Origin of the sequence: Microbacterium resistens NBRC 103078 (assembly GCF_001552355.1) — a bacterium.
Classification (GTDB): domain Bacteria; phylum Actinomycetota; class Actinomycetes; order Actinomycetales; family Microbacteriaceae; genus Microbacterium; species Microbacterium resistens.
The window spans coordinates 1-15,577 of record NZ_BCRA01000073.1 but is presented as its reverse complement, the minus strand read 5'-3'; the positions used below and the strand labels follow the sequence as shown (position 1 = coordinate 15,577).

At 69.8% G+C, this 15,577-nt stretch carries 16 protein-coding genes; 10 read left to right on the top strand and 6 right to left on the bottom strand.

All coding sequences use genetic code 11. The features are described from left to right. Window positions 1-102 precede the first annotated feature (102 nt). The 4 genes from MR1_RS12685 to MR1_RS12670 all read left to right on the top strand — a co-directional run bounded on the left by MR1_RS12685 (window position 103) and on the right by MR1_RS12670 (window position 4,666). Window positions 103-1,395: a M18 family aminopeptidase gene (locus tag MR1_RS12685; protein ID WP_067247301.1), complete on the top strand. Its 1,293-nt coding sequence runs from the start codon at window positions 103-105 to the stop codon at window positions 1,393-1,395. A gap of 171 nt (window positions 1,396-1,566) precedes the next feature. After that, window positions 1,567-3,030, top strand: a complete 1,464-nt coding sequence (locus MR1_RS12680) for a purine-cytosine permease family protein (RefSeq protein WP_067247298.1) — start codon at window positions 1,567-1,569, stop codon at window positions 3,028-3,030. Next, a complete protein-coding gene (locus tag MR1_RS12675) occupies window positions 3,027-3,647 on the top strand; it encodes a cysteine hydrolase family protein (RefSeq protein WP_067247295.1) in 621 nt (206 codons plus the stop codon). The genes MR1_RS12680 and MR1_RS12675 overlap by 4 nt, the downstream gene beginning before the upstream one ends. Continuing rightward, a complete protein-coding gene (locus MR1_RS12670; protein ID WP_067247291.1) occupies window positions 3,644-4,666 on the top strand; it encodes an alpha/beta hydrolase in 1,023 nt (340 codons plus the stop codon). Before MR1_RS12675 ends, MR1_RS12670 begins: the two co-directional genes overlap by 4 nt. Window positions 4,667-4,674: 8 nt before the next feature. On the opposite strand, the gene MR1_RS12665 is transcribed toward MR1_RS12670, so the two are convergent. From MR1_RS12665 to MR1_RS12650, 4 genes are all read right to left on the bottom strand, one after another. Then, complete coding sequence (locus tag MR1_RS12665) at window positions 4,675-6,516, bottom strand: ABC transporter ATP-binding protein/permease (protein WP_067247289.1); 1,842 nt, start codon at window positions 6,514-6,516, stop codon at window positions 4,675-4,677. A 70-nt stretch (window positions 6,517-6,586) separates the two neighbouring features. After that, window positions 6,587-7,441 carry a peptidoglycan-binding protein gene (locus MR1_RS20725; RefSeq protein WP_409366258.1) on the bottom strand — a complete coding sequence of 285 codons (855 nt, stop codon included), beginning with the start codon at window positions 7,439-7,441 and terminating at the stop codon, window positions 6,587-6,589. 419 nt (window positions 7,442-7,860) lie between these two features. After that, complete coding sequence (locus MR1_RS20720; protein ID WP_409366257.1) at window positions 7,861-8,661, bottom strand: hypothetical protein; 801 nt, start codon at window positions 8,659-8,661, stop codon at window positions 7,861-7,863. 107 nt (window positions 8,662-8,768) lie between these two features. Next, entirely contained in the window at window positions 8,769-9,167 is a 399-nt protein-coding gene (locus tag MR1_RS12650) for a peptidase inhibitor family I36 protein (protein WP_067247279.1), read from the bottom strand. A 325-nt stretch (window positions 9,168-9,492) separates the two neighbouring features. Here MR1_RS12650 and MR1_RS12645 point away from each other — a divergent pair, with 325 nt between their 5' ends. Further along, window positions 9,493-9,849, top strand: a complete 357-nt coding sequence (locus MR1_RS12645; RefSeq protein WP_067247276.1) for a hypothetical protein — start codon at window positions 9,493-9,495, stop codon at window positions 9,847-9,849. Between the two features lie 423 nt (window positions 9,850-10,272). On the opposite strand, the gene MR1_RS12640 is transcribed toward MR1_RS12645, so the two are convergent. Further along, window positions 10,273-10,758 carry an FBP domain-containing protein gene (locus tag MR1_RS12640; RefSeq protein WP_067247273.1) on the bottom strand — a complete coding sequence of 162 codons (486 nt, stop codon included), beginning with the start codon at window positions 10,756-10,758 and terminating at the stop codon, window positions 10,273-10,275. 403 nt (window positions 10,759-11,161) lie between these two features. Between MR1_RS12640 and MR1_RS12635 the strand changes: the two genes are divergently transcribed. The 5 genes from MR1_RS12635 to MR1_RS19485 all read left to right on the top strand — a co-directional run bounded on the left by MR1_RS12635 (window position 11,162) and on the right by MR1_RS19485 (window position 14,898). Continuing rightward, window positions 11,162-12,820 carry a radical SAM protein gene (locus MR1_RS12635; protein ID WP_255218151.1) on the top strand — a complete coding sequence of 553 codons (1,659 nt, stop codon included), beginning with the start codon at window positions 11,162-11,164 and terminating at the stop codon, window positions 12,818-12,820. Further along, the gene (locus tag MR1_RS12630; RefSeq protein WP_255218150.1) at window positions 12,817-13,140 is read left to right on the top strand and encodes a hypothetical protein; all 324 of its coding nucleotides are present in this window, start codon (window positions 12,817-12,819) and stop codon (window positions 13,138-13,140) included. Before MR1_RS12635 ends, MR1_RS12630 begins: the two co-directional genes overlap by 4 nt. Window positions 13,141-13,144: 4 nt before the next feature. Beyond that, window positions 13,145-13,963 (top strand): prolipoprotein diacylglyceryl transferase, encoded by an 819-nt coding sequence (locus tag MR1_RS12625; protein ID WP_067247266.1) that lies wholly within the window; start codon window positions 13,145-13,147, stop codon window positions 13,961-13,963. After that, window positions 13,947-14,387, top strand: a complete 441-nt coding sequence (locus MR1_RS19810; RefSeq protein ID WP_157518156.1) for a hypothetical protein — start codon at window positions 13,947-13,949, stop codon at window positions 14,385-14,387. The genes MR1_RS12625 and MR1_RS19810 overlap by 17 nt, the downstream gene beginning before the upstream one ends. Window positions 14,388-14,694: 307 nt before the next feature. Then, window positions 14,695-14,898 (top strand): hypothetical protein, encoded by a 204-nt coding sequence (locus tag MR1_RS19485; RefSeq protein ID WP_084344614.1) that lies wholly within the window; start codon window positions 14,695-14,697, stop codon window positions 14,896-14,898. 38 nt (window positions 14,899-14,936) lie between these two features. On the opposite strand, the gene MR1_RS12615 is transcribed toward MR1_RS19485, so the two are convergent. After that, window positions 14,937-15,323: a hypothetical protein gene (locus tag MR1_RS12615; protein WP_067247259.1), complete on the bottom strand. Its 387-nt coding sequence runs from the start codon at window positions 15,321-15,323 to the stop codon at window positions 14,937-14,939. Window positions 15,324-15,577: the final 254 nt, after the last annotated feature.

Sequence of the window (15,577 nt, the reverse complement as noted above, 5' to 3'; positions counted from 1 at the left end):
GCGGCGCGAGGGGTCGCCTACGATCGAAGAGCGCCGCCGCCGCTCGGCCCCGTCCCGGGCCGACCGCCGAGGCCGCGGCGCGTCCGCTCAGGAAGGTGCCCCATGCCCGAGACGTCGGCCGCCCGCGCCCACGCCGAAGACCTCGCAGACTTCGTCGCCGCATCCCCGTCCAGCTACCACGCCGCCGAAGAGGTCGCCCGGCGCCTGGAGGACGTGGGCTTCCAGCGCCTCGACGAGACCGAGGCCTGGCCGACCCAGGCCGGCGGCCGCTTCGTCGTCGTCCGGGACGGCGCGGCGATCGCGTGGACCGTTCCGGCGGGCGCCTCCCCCACCACGGCGGCGCACATCCTCGGCGCGCACACCGACTCCCCCGGATTCAAGCTCAAGCCGCGCCCGACCACCGGCGCCAAGGGATGGCTGCAGGCCGGCGTCGAGGTCTACGGCGGTCCGCTCCTGAACTCCTGGCTCGACCGGGAGCTGCGCCTGGCCGGGCGCCTCGCCCTCGCCGACGGCCGCGTCGTCCTCGCGGCCACGGGTCCCCTGCTGCGGCTGCCTCAGCTCGCGATCCACCTGGACCGCGGCGCCAACAACGGCCTCGCCCTCGACAAGCAGGTGGAGACCCAGCCGGTGTGGGGCCTGGGTGACCCCGTCGAGGAGGATCTGCTCGCTGAGCTCGCCGCGTCCGCCGGCGTCGATCCGGCGGACATCCGCGGTTTCGACGCGGTCGTCGCCGATTCGGCGCGCGGAGCGGTGTTCGGCAAGGACGACGCCTTCTTCGCCAGCGGCCGGCTGGACGACCTGGCCTCGGTGCACGCGGGCGTCGTCGCGCTCGCGGAGGCCTCCGCGGACGGCCCGGCCGGCGACCGCATCGCGGTCCTGGCCGCCTTCGACCACGAGGAGCTGGGATCGGCCTCCCGCTCCGGCGCGGCGGGTCCGTTCCTGGAGGACGTCCTGGAGCGGATCTACGCCGGACTCGGCGCCGATGCCGTGGACACCCTGCGCGCGTACGCCGGATCCTGGTGCCTCTCCAGCGACGTGGGCCACTCCGTACACCCCAACTACGTCGGCAAGCACGATCCCATCGTCCAGCCGCTGCTCGGCTCGGGCCCGATCCTGAAGATCAACGCCAACCAGCGCTACGCGACCGACGCCGTGGGCGCTGCCGCCTGGAACGCCTGGTGCGAGGCCGCGGGCGTCGCGAGCCAGGAGTTCGTGTCGAACAACGCCGTGCCGTGCGGATCGACGATCGGGCCGATCACCGCGACCCGGCTCGGGATCCGCACCGTCGACGTCGGCATCCCGATCCTGTCCATGCACTCGGCCCGCGAGCTCGCCGGCGTCAGCGATCTGCACGACCTCTCCCGCGTCGCCGCCGCGTTCTTCACCGCTCGTTGAGCGACACTTCGACTCGCTGCGCTCGCTCAGTGCAGGTCTCCGCGAGACGAAACGCTGTCCCCGACCGGGTCACCGCGTTTCGTCTCGTCGCTGCGCTCCTCGCTCAACGACCGGAAGCGCCGAGAGACGAAACGCTGTCCCCCACCGCGCGGACAGTGCCAGGATGAGGGCATGTCCGCTGAGAGCGCCGCTCCCGCCGCATCGACCCTGATCGAGCGCACCGGGATCGAGATCATCCCCGAGTCCGATCGCACCGCGCGACCCCGCGACCTGTTCTGGCCGTGGTTCGCCGCGAACGTGTCGGTCTTCGGCATGTCGTACGGGTCGTTCGTGCTGGGCTTCGGGATCTCGTTCTGGCAGGCGACGCTCGTCTCCGTCATCGGGATCGTCGTGTCGTTCCTACTCTGCGGCCTGATCGCGATCGCGGGCAAGCGCGGCTCCGCGCCGACGATGGTCCTGTCCCGTGCCGCGTTCGGCGTGCACGGGCAGAAGGTCCCCGGCATCGTGTCGTGGCTGACCTCGATCGGCTGGGAGACGTTCCTCGCCATCATGGCGGTGCTCGCCACCGCCACCGTCATCACGCAGCTCGGCGGCGACGGGAAGAACATCGGACTGCGGATCGCGGCGACCGTGATCGTCGCGGCCCTCATCGTGACCGCCTCGGTGCTCGGCTACCACACGATCATGAAGCTGCAGTCGGTGCTGACGTGGGTCACGGGCGTCGTGACGATCCTCTACATCGCCCTCACCATCGGGCACATCGATCTGGGTGCGGTCATGGCGCTCCCCTCGGGCAGTGCCGGTCAAGTCATCGGCGCGCTCGTCATGGTGATGACCGGATTCGGCCTGGGCTGGATCAACATCGCCGCGGACTGGTCGCGTTACCAGAAGCGGACATCGTCCGACGGCGCGATCGTCGCCTGGAACACGATCGGCGGATCCGTCGCCCCCGTCGTCCTGGTCGTCTTCGGCCTGCTGCTCGCGGGATCCGACGAGGACCTCAGCGCGATGATCGCCTACGACCCGATCGGCGCCCTCGCGACGCTCCTGCCGGTCTGGGTCCTCATCCCGTTCCTCCTGACCGCGGTGCTGGCGCTCGTGTCCGGCGCCGTGCTCGGCATCTACTCCTCCGGCCTGACGCTGCTGAGCCTGGGCATCCGGATCCCCCGCCCCACCGCCGCGGCGATCGACGGGGTGATCCTCACGCTCGGCACCATCTGGGTCGTGTTCTTCGCGGAGGACTTCCTCGGTCCGTTCCAGTCGTTCCTCATCACCCTCGGCGTGCCGCTGGCGTCCTGGGCGGGCATCCTCATCGCCGACATCCTGCGACGGCGCCGCGACTACGACGAGGCGGCGCTGTTCGACCCGCGCGGGCGGTACGGCTCCTGGGACGTGATCTCGATCGGCACCATGGTCGTGGCGAGCGTGATCGGCTGGGGCTTCGTGGTCAACGGCTTCGCCGAGGCGGCTCCGTGGAACAACTGGCAGGGGTACCTGTTGTTCCTGGTCGGCGGCAGGGACGGCGAGTGGGCGTTCGCGAACCTCGGCGTCTTCTTCGCCCTGGTGCTGTCGTTCCTGGTGACCTACGTCGCCCGGGCCGGACGGATCCGCCGCCAGGAAGAGACCGCGCGGTGACGGGGCGGGACGCCCCGCGAGACGAGGACGCCCCCGACACCGCACGGCCCTGGCTCCTCGTCATCGACCCGCAGAACATCTTCGCCTCGCCCGATTCCGCGTGGGGCTCTCCGTTCTTCCCGGATGCGCTCGCACACATCGTCCGGCTCGCGGAGGCGGCCGGCTCCCGGGTGCTCGTCACCCGCTGGCTCCCCACCGCCGACCGCGCGACCAGCTGGGGGGACTACTTCGCCGCGTGGCCCTTCGCCGATCGGCCCGCGGACGATCCGCTGTACGACCTCGTGCCCGCCGCACGCGCGCTCTCCCCGCACCCGACTCTGGATCTGCCGACGTTCGGCAAGTGGGGACCGGAGCTGGAGCGGATCACCGGCGGCGCCCCCGTCGTCGTCACCGGCGTCTCGACCGACTGCTGTGTGATCTCGACCGTCCTGGCGGGGGCGGACGCGGGAGGCCGCATCACGGTCGTCCCCGAGGCCTGCGCGGGCTCGACCGCGGAGAACCACGACGCTGCGATCCGCGTGCTGGGGCTGTACCCGCCCCAGGTCGCGCTCGCGTCCGCCGACACGGCTGCGATGATGCTGACCGGAACAGCCGCCCGAGAGGAGTCCGCCCCGTGAGCGCCCACCCGTCCCGTCGTCCGTGGCACCGCACGCGCATCGCGCTGGGGATCGTCCTGTCCGTCGTCGTCGTGATCGGGATCGTGGGATCGATCACGCCCTGGCCGTCGGCGATGCTGATCCGGACCGTGTTCACGAAGGGCGGCGTGGAGACGGCGGCCGAGATGGAACGGCACGCTCCCGACGCCGCCCTCGACGAGCGGCTGGCCGTGCCGTATGCCGAGGGAGCCGACACGACGATGGACGTCGTCACGCCGGCATCGGCCGACGGGCCGCTGCCCACGGTCGTGTGGATCCACGGCGGCGCCTGGATCTCCGGATCCAGCAGCGATGTGCTGCCGTACATGCGCATCCTCGCCGCGGAGGGGTACGCCGCCATCGCGCCGAACTACACGCTCGGCCCCGAAGGCACCTACCCGACCGCCGTGACGCAGCTCAATGACGCGCTCGCGTACATCGACGCGCACGCCGAGGAGCTCGGGGTCGATCCGGACCGGATCGTGCTCGCCGGCGACTCCGCAGGGGCTCAGCTGGCCAGCCAGCTCGCCGTCCTCACCACGAGCAGCGAGTACGCGATGCTGGCCGGGGTGGCTCCCGCGCTGACGACGGACCAGCTCCGCGGCGTGGTGCTCAACTGCGGTGTGTACGACCTCGCCGCGCTCGCCGCGCTGCAGGGCATCGCCGGCTGGGGCCTGAAGACGGCGATGTGGGCGTACAGCGGCACGAAGACCTGGGCCGAGGAGGCGCCGGGCTCGCTCATGTCCACGATCGACCACGTGACGGCCGACTTCCCGCCCACGTACATCAGCGGCGGCAACGGAGACGGGCTGACCTGGCTCCAGTCGATCCCGATGTCGCAGCGCCTGGAGGAGCTGGGCGTGGACGTGACGACGCTGTTCTGGCCCGCGGACCACGAGCCGGCGCTGGCGCACGAGTACCAGTTCCACCTGGACAACGACGAGGCGCAGACCGCGCTGCAGAAGACCCTCGCCTTCCTCGACGCCCACGCGAAAGCCTGATCCGCGGGTCAGGCGCGCAGGTTCTCCGCAGGGCGAAGTCGGGCGGCGCGGACGGCGGCGAGACCCCCTCCGCCCGCACCGACGATCAATCCGCTCCCCAGCGCGACGGGCAGGAGCAGGAGATCGAACACCGGCGTCCAGCGCTGGCCGATGGTCACGGCGAGGATCGCGCACATCCCGAGAAGCAGACCGACGACCCCGCCCGAGAGACCGATGAGTCCTGCTTCCCAGGTGAGGAGGGCAGCGATCTGGTGATCTCGTGCGCCGAGGGCCTTGCGCATCCCGATCTCTCCCCGCCGTGCGTTGACGGCGAGAAGAGAGGAGTTGGTGAGTGCGACGACGGCGACGATAAGAGCGAGAAGGGTGAAGGCCGCCAGAGTGATCCTCACGCCCTGTTCGATCTCTCCCCGGAGCTGGGCAGAATCCGTAGGCGCGTGGACGGTGATGCTCTCCCGCGCGAAGGGATTCAGGGCGGGAGGAAGCTGTCGCGCGACCTGCGGTGCGGCGCCTGCCGCTGTGACGGTCAGGAGGGTCGCGTCGACGGCGCCGGGGAGCTGCGCCTGGTCCGGCGAACCGACGATGGCCTCACCTCGAAGCAAGGGAAGGCGTGAGGACTCGGTGATGATCCCGGCGACGACGTACTCTGTGCCGTCGATGGATACCACCGTCGTCTCCGCGATACTGCCGAGACGGAGGTCTTTCGCGAGCAGGTCGCCGACCAGTGCTTCATCGCTCTTCAACGCCCCCGTGTGCCACGGCGCCTCGGTGACGGCGAGACGGGCAGCAGCAGCGATGTCGCCGAACGCGATGTGGGAACGGACCTGACGGGCTTCGGCGAACGTGGAGACGGTCCCGGGCCCGAGGCTCACCATGAGCGCGGCGGATTCGACGCCGCTAAGCCTCTCGGCGATGGCCGGAGAATCCTCGAGAGACGGAGCATGCGGTGCTCCGGTGGACCAATACGCCGTGACTTCCCGGTTCAGATGGGCGTCGAACGTCGCGGCGACCTGCGCGGAGGCGGAAGCGGACAGTCCCAGAGTGGTGATCGTCAGGCCGACCGCGATCGCGACCGCGATGAGCTGACCGGCAGACTGCGTGGTCCGTGACCATACGGAGGCCCAGGCGTCCCGCACCACGTCGCGGAGAGCCGAACGAGCATGGTGTTGTTCGGGTTCGTCAGCCAGAGCGGAATCCCCGGAGGAGACGGCGGGGCGCGCGTCCTCTCCGCCTGCCTCGCCCTTCCCGCTGTCCGACACCACACGTCCGTCCATGATCCGCACGGTCCTTCGTGCCCGGGCCGCGACCTCGGCCGCGTGGGTGACGATGACCACGGTCGCACCGTTGTCGTTGAGTCGCTGCAGTTCATCGAGCACCTGGCTCGCCGTTCGGGAGTCGAGATTCCCCGTCGGCTCATCGGCGAGGATCAACGGCGCTGCCGACGCCGTGGCCCTCGCGATCGCCACCCGCTGGCGCTGGCCGCCGGAGAGCGTGGAGGTGCTCTGCTCGGCGCGGTCCCCGAGCCCGACCGCCTCAAGGGCACGACGTGCGCGCTCTCGACGCTCCGGGCGGGGCCTGCCTCGGTAGAGCAGGTTGAGTTCGGCGCTGTCGATCGCGGGACGACCCTCCAGCAGATGGAACGCCTGGAAGATGAATCCGATCGTTCGTGCGCGCACCTGCGCAGCAGCGCGGTCAGCCCTCGAGTTCACCCGTTCGCCGGCGAGCTCGTACTCTCCCGCTGTCGGGGCGTCAAGCAGCCCGAGGATGTTCATCAACGTCGTCTTGCCTCCGCCCGACGGACCGATGATCGCGACGAACTCCCCCCGTTCGACGACCAGATCGACGCCCTTCAAGGCGTCGACATCCGCACCGCGAGCGACGGTATACGTCCGAGAGACACCCCTTAGGCGGATCATCGCGCGTTCATCCGACACGGACGTCTTCCCCTTCACGGAGGGCGTCCGCGTCCCGGGGCGCAAGCGCGACCTGACCTCGATGCGTCACGATGACGTCCACCGGCACTTCCCTGAAGGATCCGTCCTCCTCGTGCCTGAAGACGGCGGCTCGCCCTCCCCCACGATCCGCGACGGCAGAGACGGGCACGAGGAGCGCCTCCTCCGCCAAGAGCATGCGGGTGACGACGACCCGCGCAGATCCGACCGGCACGGTCGGCGGCAAGGCGGTGTTCGGTGTGATGGTGAGGGTCACCTGCGGACCCGGGTCTTCGGCCGTTTCCTCGCCGCGGCCATCCGGTCTCGGCTCCGGCTCCGCGTCGCCCTCGCTGCCCCCGGCCGCCCCGCGGATCTCTCCGACCGTCGCTTCGACTTCCTTCCCGGCGATCGAGATCGTCGCGACGTCGCCGGGGACGATCCCGCCCTGTTCCGCCGGCGTCGTCGTCACCGTGACCACGACGTCCGGCGCTCCGAGTTCGAGGTCCGCGCGGCCCGCCGCGACAAAGGTGCCGACAGCGACACCGCGAAGCACCTGTGCCGTCGGCCAGGGCATGGCAACGAGGCCGGAGACCGGCATGTACGCCTCCTCCTCGACCGGCGGCGGAGCGGACGGCGTCGTCCCGGGAAGCCCCTCAGCGGAGTCCGTCAACGGACGTTCCTCGGGCCGCGGCCGGACCGGTGCGACGTAGCCGCGATCGGCGTGCCATCGAGCGACGCCGTCCGCTGTCCCGGCTCCGAACACCCCGTCGGGCACGACGTCATAGCCTTGCTCGGACAGCACTGTCTGCAGCGCGAGAACGTCCGGGCCTCGGTCGCCGAACCCCATGTCTCGATAGAACGCGAAGGACGACTGCGCAAGAAGCACCGGATGCCCGTTGACCTCAGTGAGGATCTCCCCCGACGAGACCGCGGAGCCGGATCCGACGGGCTTCCCCGTCACGACGGAGAGAGCGTCGCCGGACACAGGCTGAAGAGCGACTTCCCGCCGGGAGGACGGCCCGATCAGTCCCGTGAACGTCGTGTCCTCGCTCACGGTGCCCCGTTCGACGGTCGCGAGGATGGGGCCCGGCGATGGCGGCCTGGCGTTCGCTTCCTGCTGCGCCGGCGATTGGAACAGTGTCGCCAGGATCCAGAACAAGGTCAGAACGCCCAGCGCCCCGGCGCCGCAGACGCCGATGAGAACCGACCGCCGAGAGAGTCGGGTGACTCGCTCAGACGCCGGGCGCCCCGTACCGTCCCGTCCGTTCACGGCGCTCCCGGCGCGTTGGCCGCGATCGACTCCAGCAAGACTCGATGGTGAGCCTTCGCCTCGGCACGGATCCGTTCCAGCTGATCCCGATTGGCGTCCAGGAGCTTCTGCTGCTCCTCCCACTCGCGGTCGTAGCGAAGCTCGGCCAGTCCACTGGATGTTCGGCATTCAGCGTCTGCGACGGCCACGGCGATCTCCTCCGCGGAGGCCGTCATCGACGCTTCCGGACCGGTGAGCCCGAACCGCTGACTGACCTCCTGTGTGGGCATCTTTCGATCGTCCTCAGGGACGGCGAAGTCGATCTGCGCGGAGAGGCACTCGCGCCATCGAGCGACGGCTCTGCGAACCTCGTCGTCCTGCTCGACGATGTCCGCGGCCTGGCTTGCGAGGCCGTTGACGTAGTTCCAACTATCGACATCGCGGAGCCAATTGAGGGAGATGTCGGTCGATCTCACCTTGTCACTGCAGGCGTCGAAATCTCGCATGAAAGCCGGATCGGCGACGGCGGGATCGGTCGCGTCCCCAAACTCCCACCAAAGCTGCACGGAGACTTCGTCGGCGTTCGGTGCATAATGATAGCCCCAGGTTGCGGCCGTGAATTCGTTGAAAATCCGGTTCCCGACCCGATTCTGGTCCTTACGCATAGGAAAATCGGTGTTCTGCCAAGGAACAGGCCACGACCGACCCGCTTCCTGCAGACACCGCCCGATCAAGAGCTGCTCCGCATAGTTTCCCAGCTCAGGGGAATAGACGATGAACTCATCCAGAGGCATCGCCCATTGCTCCTGGTTTTTCACGACGGCTTGCCCGGGCGCGCTATTCGCTTCAGCGCTACATCCCGTGAGTGAAATGAGAGTCAAACACCCGATCAGCCAGGCGACGGAACCATATCGTGACGCACCGCTCACTCGCACCGGCCCGTTCTCGCGCTCGCCCGGTAGCTCTCAAAGTGCGCCGAGGTGACGGTGTCATTCCAGCCGATGGAGCTCAGGTTCGCGTACCCGGATCCTCGTGATACGTACTTGATCTTCCCGGTTCCCCAGAGATCCGCAGCCATGAACAGACCGTCCCGAACGCCGTTGTTGTAAACGGATGACGCCACGTCGTCGACCCAATAGTCGCGGAAGTCGTCGACACAGTAGGAGAAGTACAACCTACCGGGAAGCTGCCACCAGTCCACGTCGTAGTTATATCCGGACCAGAAGCAGGCGAGCCCCCGATCGCAGTCCGCCGGCGCCGCAGCGGCCGCCGGCTGGCTGAATCCGATAATCCCGCTCAGCGCCAGGAGCGCCGTGGCAATCACCGCACCTCTTTTGCGACCCCGAAAAGACCGCACCTTTTCACCATGCATTTCACCCCCCCTGGACAGATGCATGTTCTGTTCTGCACGGTATTCGCAGACAGCGGACCGCGCAAGATTTGTACTGGTATTTTGATTCCTCCTGTCTGCTCCCTGCCGGAACCTCCTTCGAGCGGTCGACGCCCTTCGGAACCAGTTCGGAGCGGGCACTTCCGCCTCGAAGACGTGCTCCTCACGGGGTGTTTGTTGCGCTCCGTGTCGCCGGCGGTTGGGCGGTCGAGCGCAGCCGCCTACTCTCGGATGATCGGTCCAGAGTCAGGAGCATCCCGTGAGCACGCCGCAGACCCGCCTTTCGCCCCTCGAGGTGCGTGAGCGTGCGGCGTGCATGTGCGACCACGGCGACGTGTGCTCCTCGTTCGCACCGGGTCACGCGCTGCACCTGATCCAGGCGCGCCTCGCCGCCGCAACCCCGGCCGGGTGGGTGGACGCGCTCGTCGTCGACGCCGACCCCGCACGCGGGATCGTTCGGCTGACCACGCTCGACGGCACGGCGCACACCGTCTGGAACGCCGGGGGCGCTGCGCTCGAGGCCGCTCCCGGAACGCCGGTCGCCCTGCACACGACGTGGCACGTGCTCGCCGTCGGAGCGGTCCGTTACAACGTCTCCCCCACCGCCGGTCGCTGAGCGAGCGCAGCGAGACGAAACACCCCAGCCGTTCTCCGGTCGTTGAGCGAGCGCAGCGAGACGAAACGCCCACCACGTTTCGTCTCGTCGCTGCGCTCCTCGCTCAACGACCGAGCAGCCTCGTCGCTGCGCTCCTCGCTCAACGACCGAGCAGCCTCGTCGCTGCGCTCCTCGCTCAACGACCGAGAACCCTCGGCGCCGTGCTTTCAACGACCACGCCGCACCGCACCGTCCGCTGAGCCACCGTTCCCCCGGTCGTTGAGCGAGCGCAGCGAGACGAAACGCCCCGCCGTTCTCCGGTCGTTGAGCGAGCGCAGCGAAACGAAACGCCCCACCACGTTTCGTCTCGTCGCTGCGCTCCTCGCTCAACGACCGGGCAGCCTCGGCGCCGCGTTCTCCGGCCGAGGGCGGGAAGCGGACGGGCTAGGCGCCGAGCTCGCGCAGGAAGCCCTGCACGTGCTCCTGGAGCCGGAGGATCCTCAGCTCGCGCGCGGTCTCACGGTCGTACCCTTCGTACGCCAGCGCGGGAAGGCGGCGGACGTTCGCGGAGCAGCCGAAGTTCGCGCAGATCAGCGTGCCGATCGTGTTGCCGTTACGGCCGGACGCACCGGCCTTGCGTGCGGCGAAGAACTGCACGTCGTTGCGGAGCGTGACGTCCTCGCACCACGAGCACTGGGTCCGGGCGAGCACGCGCTGCTCGGCCTGCTGAAGGAGGACGGACACCGGGCGGCCATCGAGGTGCGCGACGGCGTAGGCGCGGCGGGGCATCTTCGGATCGGTCCAGGCCAGCACGTCGAGACTCTCGAAGTCGAGTTCGCCGAAGTCCGGCGGCAGAGTCGCAGTGGCGGCCTCCTTGCGGGAGGCGTTGACGAAAGAGGCGCGGATCTCGCGCTCGGTGACGGGAAGCATGTCGTTCTCAGTTCTCTGCGGGGCGGCGTCGCCGAAGGGCGCACCGCCGACACGGCGGAGGATCCCGGGGATCCTCCGAAGGAGGGGACGACGCCCGAGGTACGGACGCCGCAGGGACGCAGGCGCAGCAGGCGCCGCGTACGACGAGACACCGATGACGGGGGTTCCGCCACCGGCCGTCGGTCAGCCTCTGCCGCCGGCGCGCGACGCGCCGACGATCACCTTCCGCATCCTTCGGACACCGGAGTACAACACCCCGACAGTCTACCGCCGCCCGGCGGCCGGTTCGCGCGGGAGGCCGGGCGCCGCCCTCCCGCCGTGCGGAGCGACGCCACCCTTTCCGGACGCGGACCCGCGGTGGGGAAGGGGTGTCGTGAGGGGGCCCGCTCGCTAGGGTGAACCCATGGCTCACAGCGTCGGCGCCGGGATGCCCCTGCGCGACTACCGCATCCATCGCTACGTGAACGCGTTCTGCCCGCGATGCCACGAGGAGGATCCGGAGCGTCCGCTGGAGGAGGTCCGGCGTCTGTCCGGCTGGCTCGCCGACCGCGACGGCACGGTCTGGCTCGAGCGCGGCTGCCCGGATCACGGGCTCGTCTCGACGCTGTACGACGAATCGACCGAGATCCTTCGCTACCTGGAGCAGTGGACGGCGCCGACCAAGGTGCACGCCCCCGATACGACGGGGAACTTCAAGCCCGTCCCCTCCGCCTATGCCGACGGCCTCCCGCAGATGCAGACGCAGCACACGTGCATCCTCCTGGAGGACTTGACCGACCACTGCAATCTCCGCTGCCCGACGTGCTTCGCCGAGTCGAGCCCCGCAGCCAGCGCGATCGCCCCGCTCGCGGAGGTCCTCGCCTCGGTCGACGCGCGGCTCGCGAAGGAGAACCAGCGGATCGACGTGCTGATGCTGTCTGGCGGGGAGCCGACGCTCTACCCGTGGCTGGAGCAGCTCATCGAGCACCTCGTGACGCGGCCGATCGTGCGGATCCTGCTGAACTCGAACGGATTGCGCATCGCGAACGACGACGCCTTCGTCGCCTTCCTCCGTCGGCACCGGGAACGGGTGGAGGTCTACCTCCAGTACGACGGCGAGAGCGCCGAGGCCTCCGCCTACCATCGCGGGGCCGACATCCGCCGCTTCAAGGAGCGCGCCCTGGAACGCCTCTCCGCGGCCGGCGTGTTCACGACCCTGACGATGACCGCGGCGCTCGGGGTCAACGACGGGGAGATCGGCGCGGTCATCCGCCGCGCGCAGGCGACCCCGTACGTCGGCGGCGTGACGATCCAGCCGGTGTTCGGATCCGGGCGCTCGGCCGGCATCGATCCCGAGTCCCGGCTCACGCACACGGGAGTCCTCGCGCGCCTCGGGCCGCAGACGGACGACGAGATCACCTGGCGCGACCTGACGGCGCTGCCCTGCAGCCATCCGCATTGCTGCTCGGTCGGCTACTTCCTCAAGGACGACTCCGGGGAGTGGAAGTCGCTGGTCGGGCTCATCGGCCACGAGCGGCTGAAGAGCTTCCTGGATCTCAACCCGGATCTCCTGGCCAACCGCATCGCCGACTCGAACGTGAACAAGGCGATCCGCGACGTCGTGAAGAACTCGCTCCTCGACCTCTTCAGCGAACAGTCCTCGCTGTCGCACCCGTCGATGGGGGACATCTGGCGGGACATCTGTGTGAACTGCGACCTCGGCATCGGCACGCTGGCGGCCCTCGCCGCCTCGCGCCTGCCCGGTCAGCACCAGCGCATGCGGGAGATGATGGGCCAGCGGGTGCTTCGTGTCACGATCAAGCCGTTCATGGACATCAACACCATGATCGAAGAGCGCCTGACGCAGTGCTGCGTGCACGTCGCGACGGTGAATGAGACCACCGACGAGCACCAGTGCGCACCGTTCTGCGCGCTGCAGGCGTGGGCTCCGCTGTCCCGGACGCGCCTGTCCACCGCCACGGGGTCCCCAGCGGTCGCGGAACGACAGCCCGTCCGTGAGCCTCCCGGTCCGGCTGCCCAGGCGGACGGCCGACGCCGTCTCCCCCTCCGGGTGGCGCGGTGACGGAGGACCCCGGGGCGCCGATGCCCCTGAACCAGTACGACCCGGTCGTCGGGGACCCCGCTGCCCCCTTCGACCCGCTCCGGCTCTGCGTGTTCACCACGATCGCGGTCATCGCCTGCGTGCTCGGTCCGATCGCCGTCCTGGTCTTCGCCGTCGTGGCGATCCTGGGCTATGCCCGTGCACGCCGCGGCGGGCTCCTGCGCTCGCGCTGCAAGCTCGGGGACACCCGCCTCGTGCTGGCGTACCTGTCCGTCGTCGCCGTGGCCGCCGCCGTCGCCATCCCGTTCTGGATCGGGATGTGGATCCGGGTGCTGGGGTGAGCCGATGTACCCGACGCTGAGCGACCTCGTGCCCTGGCTTCCCGCCTGGGACACGCATTCGGCGTTCGTCGCGGTGGCGATGCTCGCCGCCGGGGTCGTGTTCCTCGTCGAACGTCGGCGTCGCGGCGTCACGGATCCCCGGCTCGCCTACCTCGTGCTCGGCGCCCTCGCCGGAGCCGCCGTCCTCTCCCGGCTCGGCACTTGGGCCCAGCACCTCGATCCGTCCCGGAACCTCGGTCTCGTGGATCAGCTTCTCCGGGGGAACGCGTCGGTGCTCAGCGCCCTGGTCGGGGCCTGGCTCGGCGTGCACGTGGCCAAGCGCATCGTTCGCTATCCGGGACGCTCCGGCGACCTCTTCGCCCCGGCGGTCGCCCTCGCCCTGGCGATCGGCCGGATCGGGTGCCTGCTCACCGAGCGCCCGGGGACGCCGACCGGAAGCACGTGGGGCATCGTGCTCGACGAGGCCGCCGCCGAACGGGTCGGCGCGCCGGCGGGCGTCGCGCTGCACCCCAGCTTCGTGTACGAGATCCTGTTCCATGCCGCGGCGTTCGCGGTCCTGTGGTTCTGGCTCCGTCATCGCCCGATCGCCGCGGGCGAGACCCTCACGCTCTACATCGCCGCGTACGCGGTCTTCCGTTTCCTCGTCGAGTTCGTCCGCGGCAACGACGTCGCATGGATGGGCCTGACCCGACCGCAGCTCTTCCTCCTCGTCACCATCCCGCTGCTGGCCGCGCGCCTGATCTGGATGGCACGGACCGGCCGGTTCCGCGCCGGCACCCACGCACTCCCGGAAAGGATCGCGCCCCATGAGCAGCACGCCTGACGACGCCGTCCCTCCCCCGGACCCGTCGGCGGCACCGAATGCACCCGGTCCTTCCGCTGCGGCCCCCGACGGCGCCCTCCCGCCGCCGTCGTTCGCCGCTCCGCCGCCGCCGTTCACCCCTCCGACCCCGGCGGCCCCGGCCGAGAGCACATCGGCGCCGTGGGTTCCTGGCGCGCTCCCCTCGGACGCGCCCCCGACCCCGTACGAGGCCGGTTCGTGGACGGGCGCGACCTACCCCGGATACGCATCAGGCGGTCCGCTCCCGCCTCAGCCGGGCGCCCCGAGAGCGGGCATGTCCACGGGCGCGAAGGTCGGGATCGGCTTCGCGGTCGGATGCGGTGCCGTGCTCGTCGGGCTCGGGATCGTCGTCTTCGCCGGCATCCTCACTCTGCTCGGCCCATGTTTCGGGATCAACGTCGCGTGAGCTCCTCGCCCCACCACACCGCCGCCGAAGAGAACCCATGACGATCCCACCGCCCGAGCCCGATCCGGAAGAGCCACCGCCCCACACGATCCCGCCTCCGGGCCCACCGTCCCCGTCGCCGGGGTTCGCTCCCCCGCCGCCGGGGTTCGCTCCCCCGCCGCCCGGGGTCGCCGGCGGTACACCGACCGGCTCGGCGAACGGGGCAGCTCCGCTCCCTCCGCCCGCGCCCGCCGGTCTCAGCGTCGGAGCCGCCCGCGGCATCGGCGCCACGGCCGGGTGCCTCGCGCACTTCCTCGGCTTCGCCCTCATGATGGCGACGCTGTCCGCTGCCGCGTGGATGGGGCTCTTCGCGATGGTCTGGCCCTACGTGCTGATCCTGCTCGTCTCGGCGCTCCTGCTCATCCGCACGTCCACCCGCCCCTACGGCGTCGGCGCCCTCATCGTCGCCGCGGCCTCCTGGATCATCCTCATCGGCCCCTGCCTGCTGTTGTTCAGCGGACAGAACCTCTGACTCGCACGCCCATCGGTCCGTCTCCCGGCACCGCGGCCCTACGCGGCCATCGCCGATCGCACGGCCATGCAGGCGTCCATGCAGGCCTTGCACGCTGCCGCACACATCCGGCACACCTCGCTGTGCTCCGCGTGCTCCATGCAGGCGTCCATGCAGACCTGACACATCGCGATGCAGGCGTCGAGCATCGCCATCATCGCCGCGGGCGTCATCCCCTGCATCCGCATCATCGCGCGCATCATCGTGTTGCACATGTCGGCGCAGTTCATGCAGGCCGGTGCACACGACATCATCTGGGTCGAGCAGACCGTACAGGCCTGCTCGCATGCCGAGCACGCGTCCATGCACGCCTGCATCAGCGACATGTCCATCGTGGCCATGCCCGGCATGGATTCCTTCATCGAGCCCATCATCGTGGCGTCCATCACGCCCTCCTCGTCCTCGCGGCGGAAAGCGGGCAGAGAGGACCCGCCTGTGGCCAGGGTAGACCCCGGCACCGCACGCGTCGACGGGCGGGCGCCGCGGCGCGGAGAATCCCGCCGCGCAGCGGCGGAAGTCGACGCGCAGCGGCGCCGCCCACAAAAAAGGCCACCCCTTGTCGGGGTGGCCTGAGCTCACGGTGGTCCTGTTAACGCGAAAGAGGCCACCCTGCGTTGGGTGGCCTCTTTCGTCTAAAAGG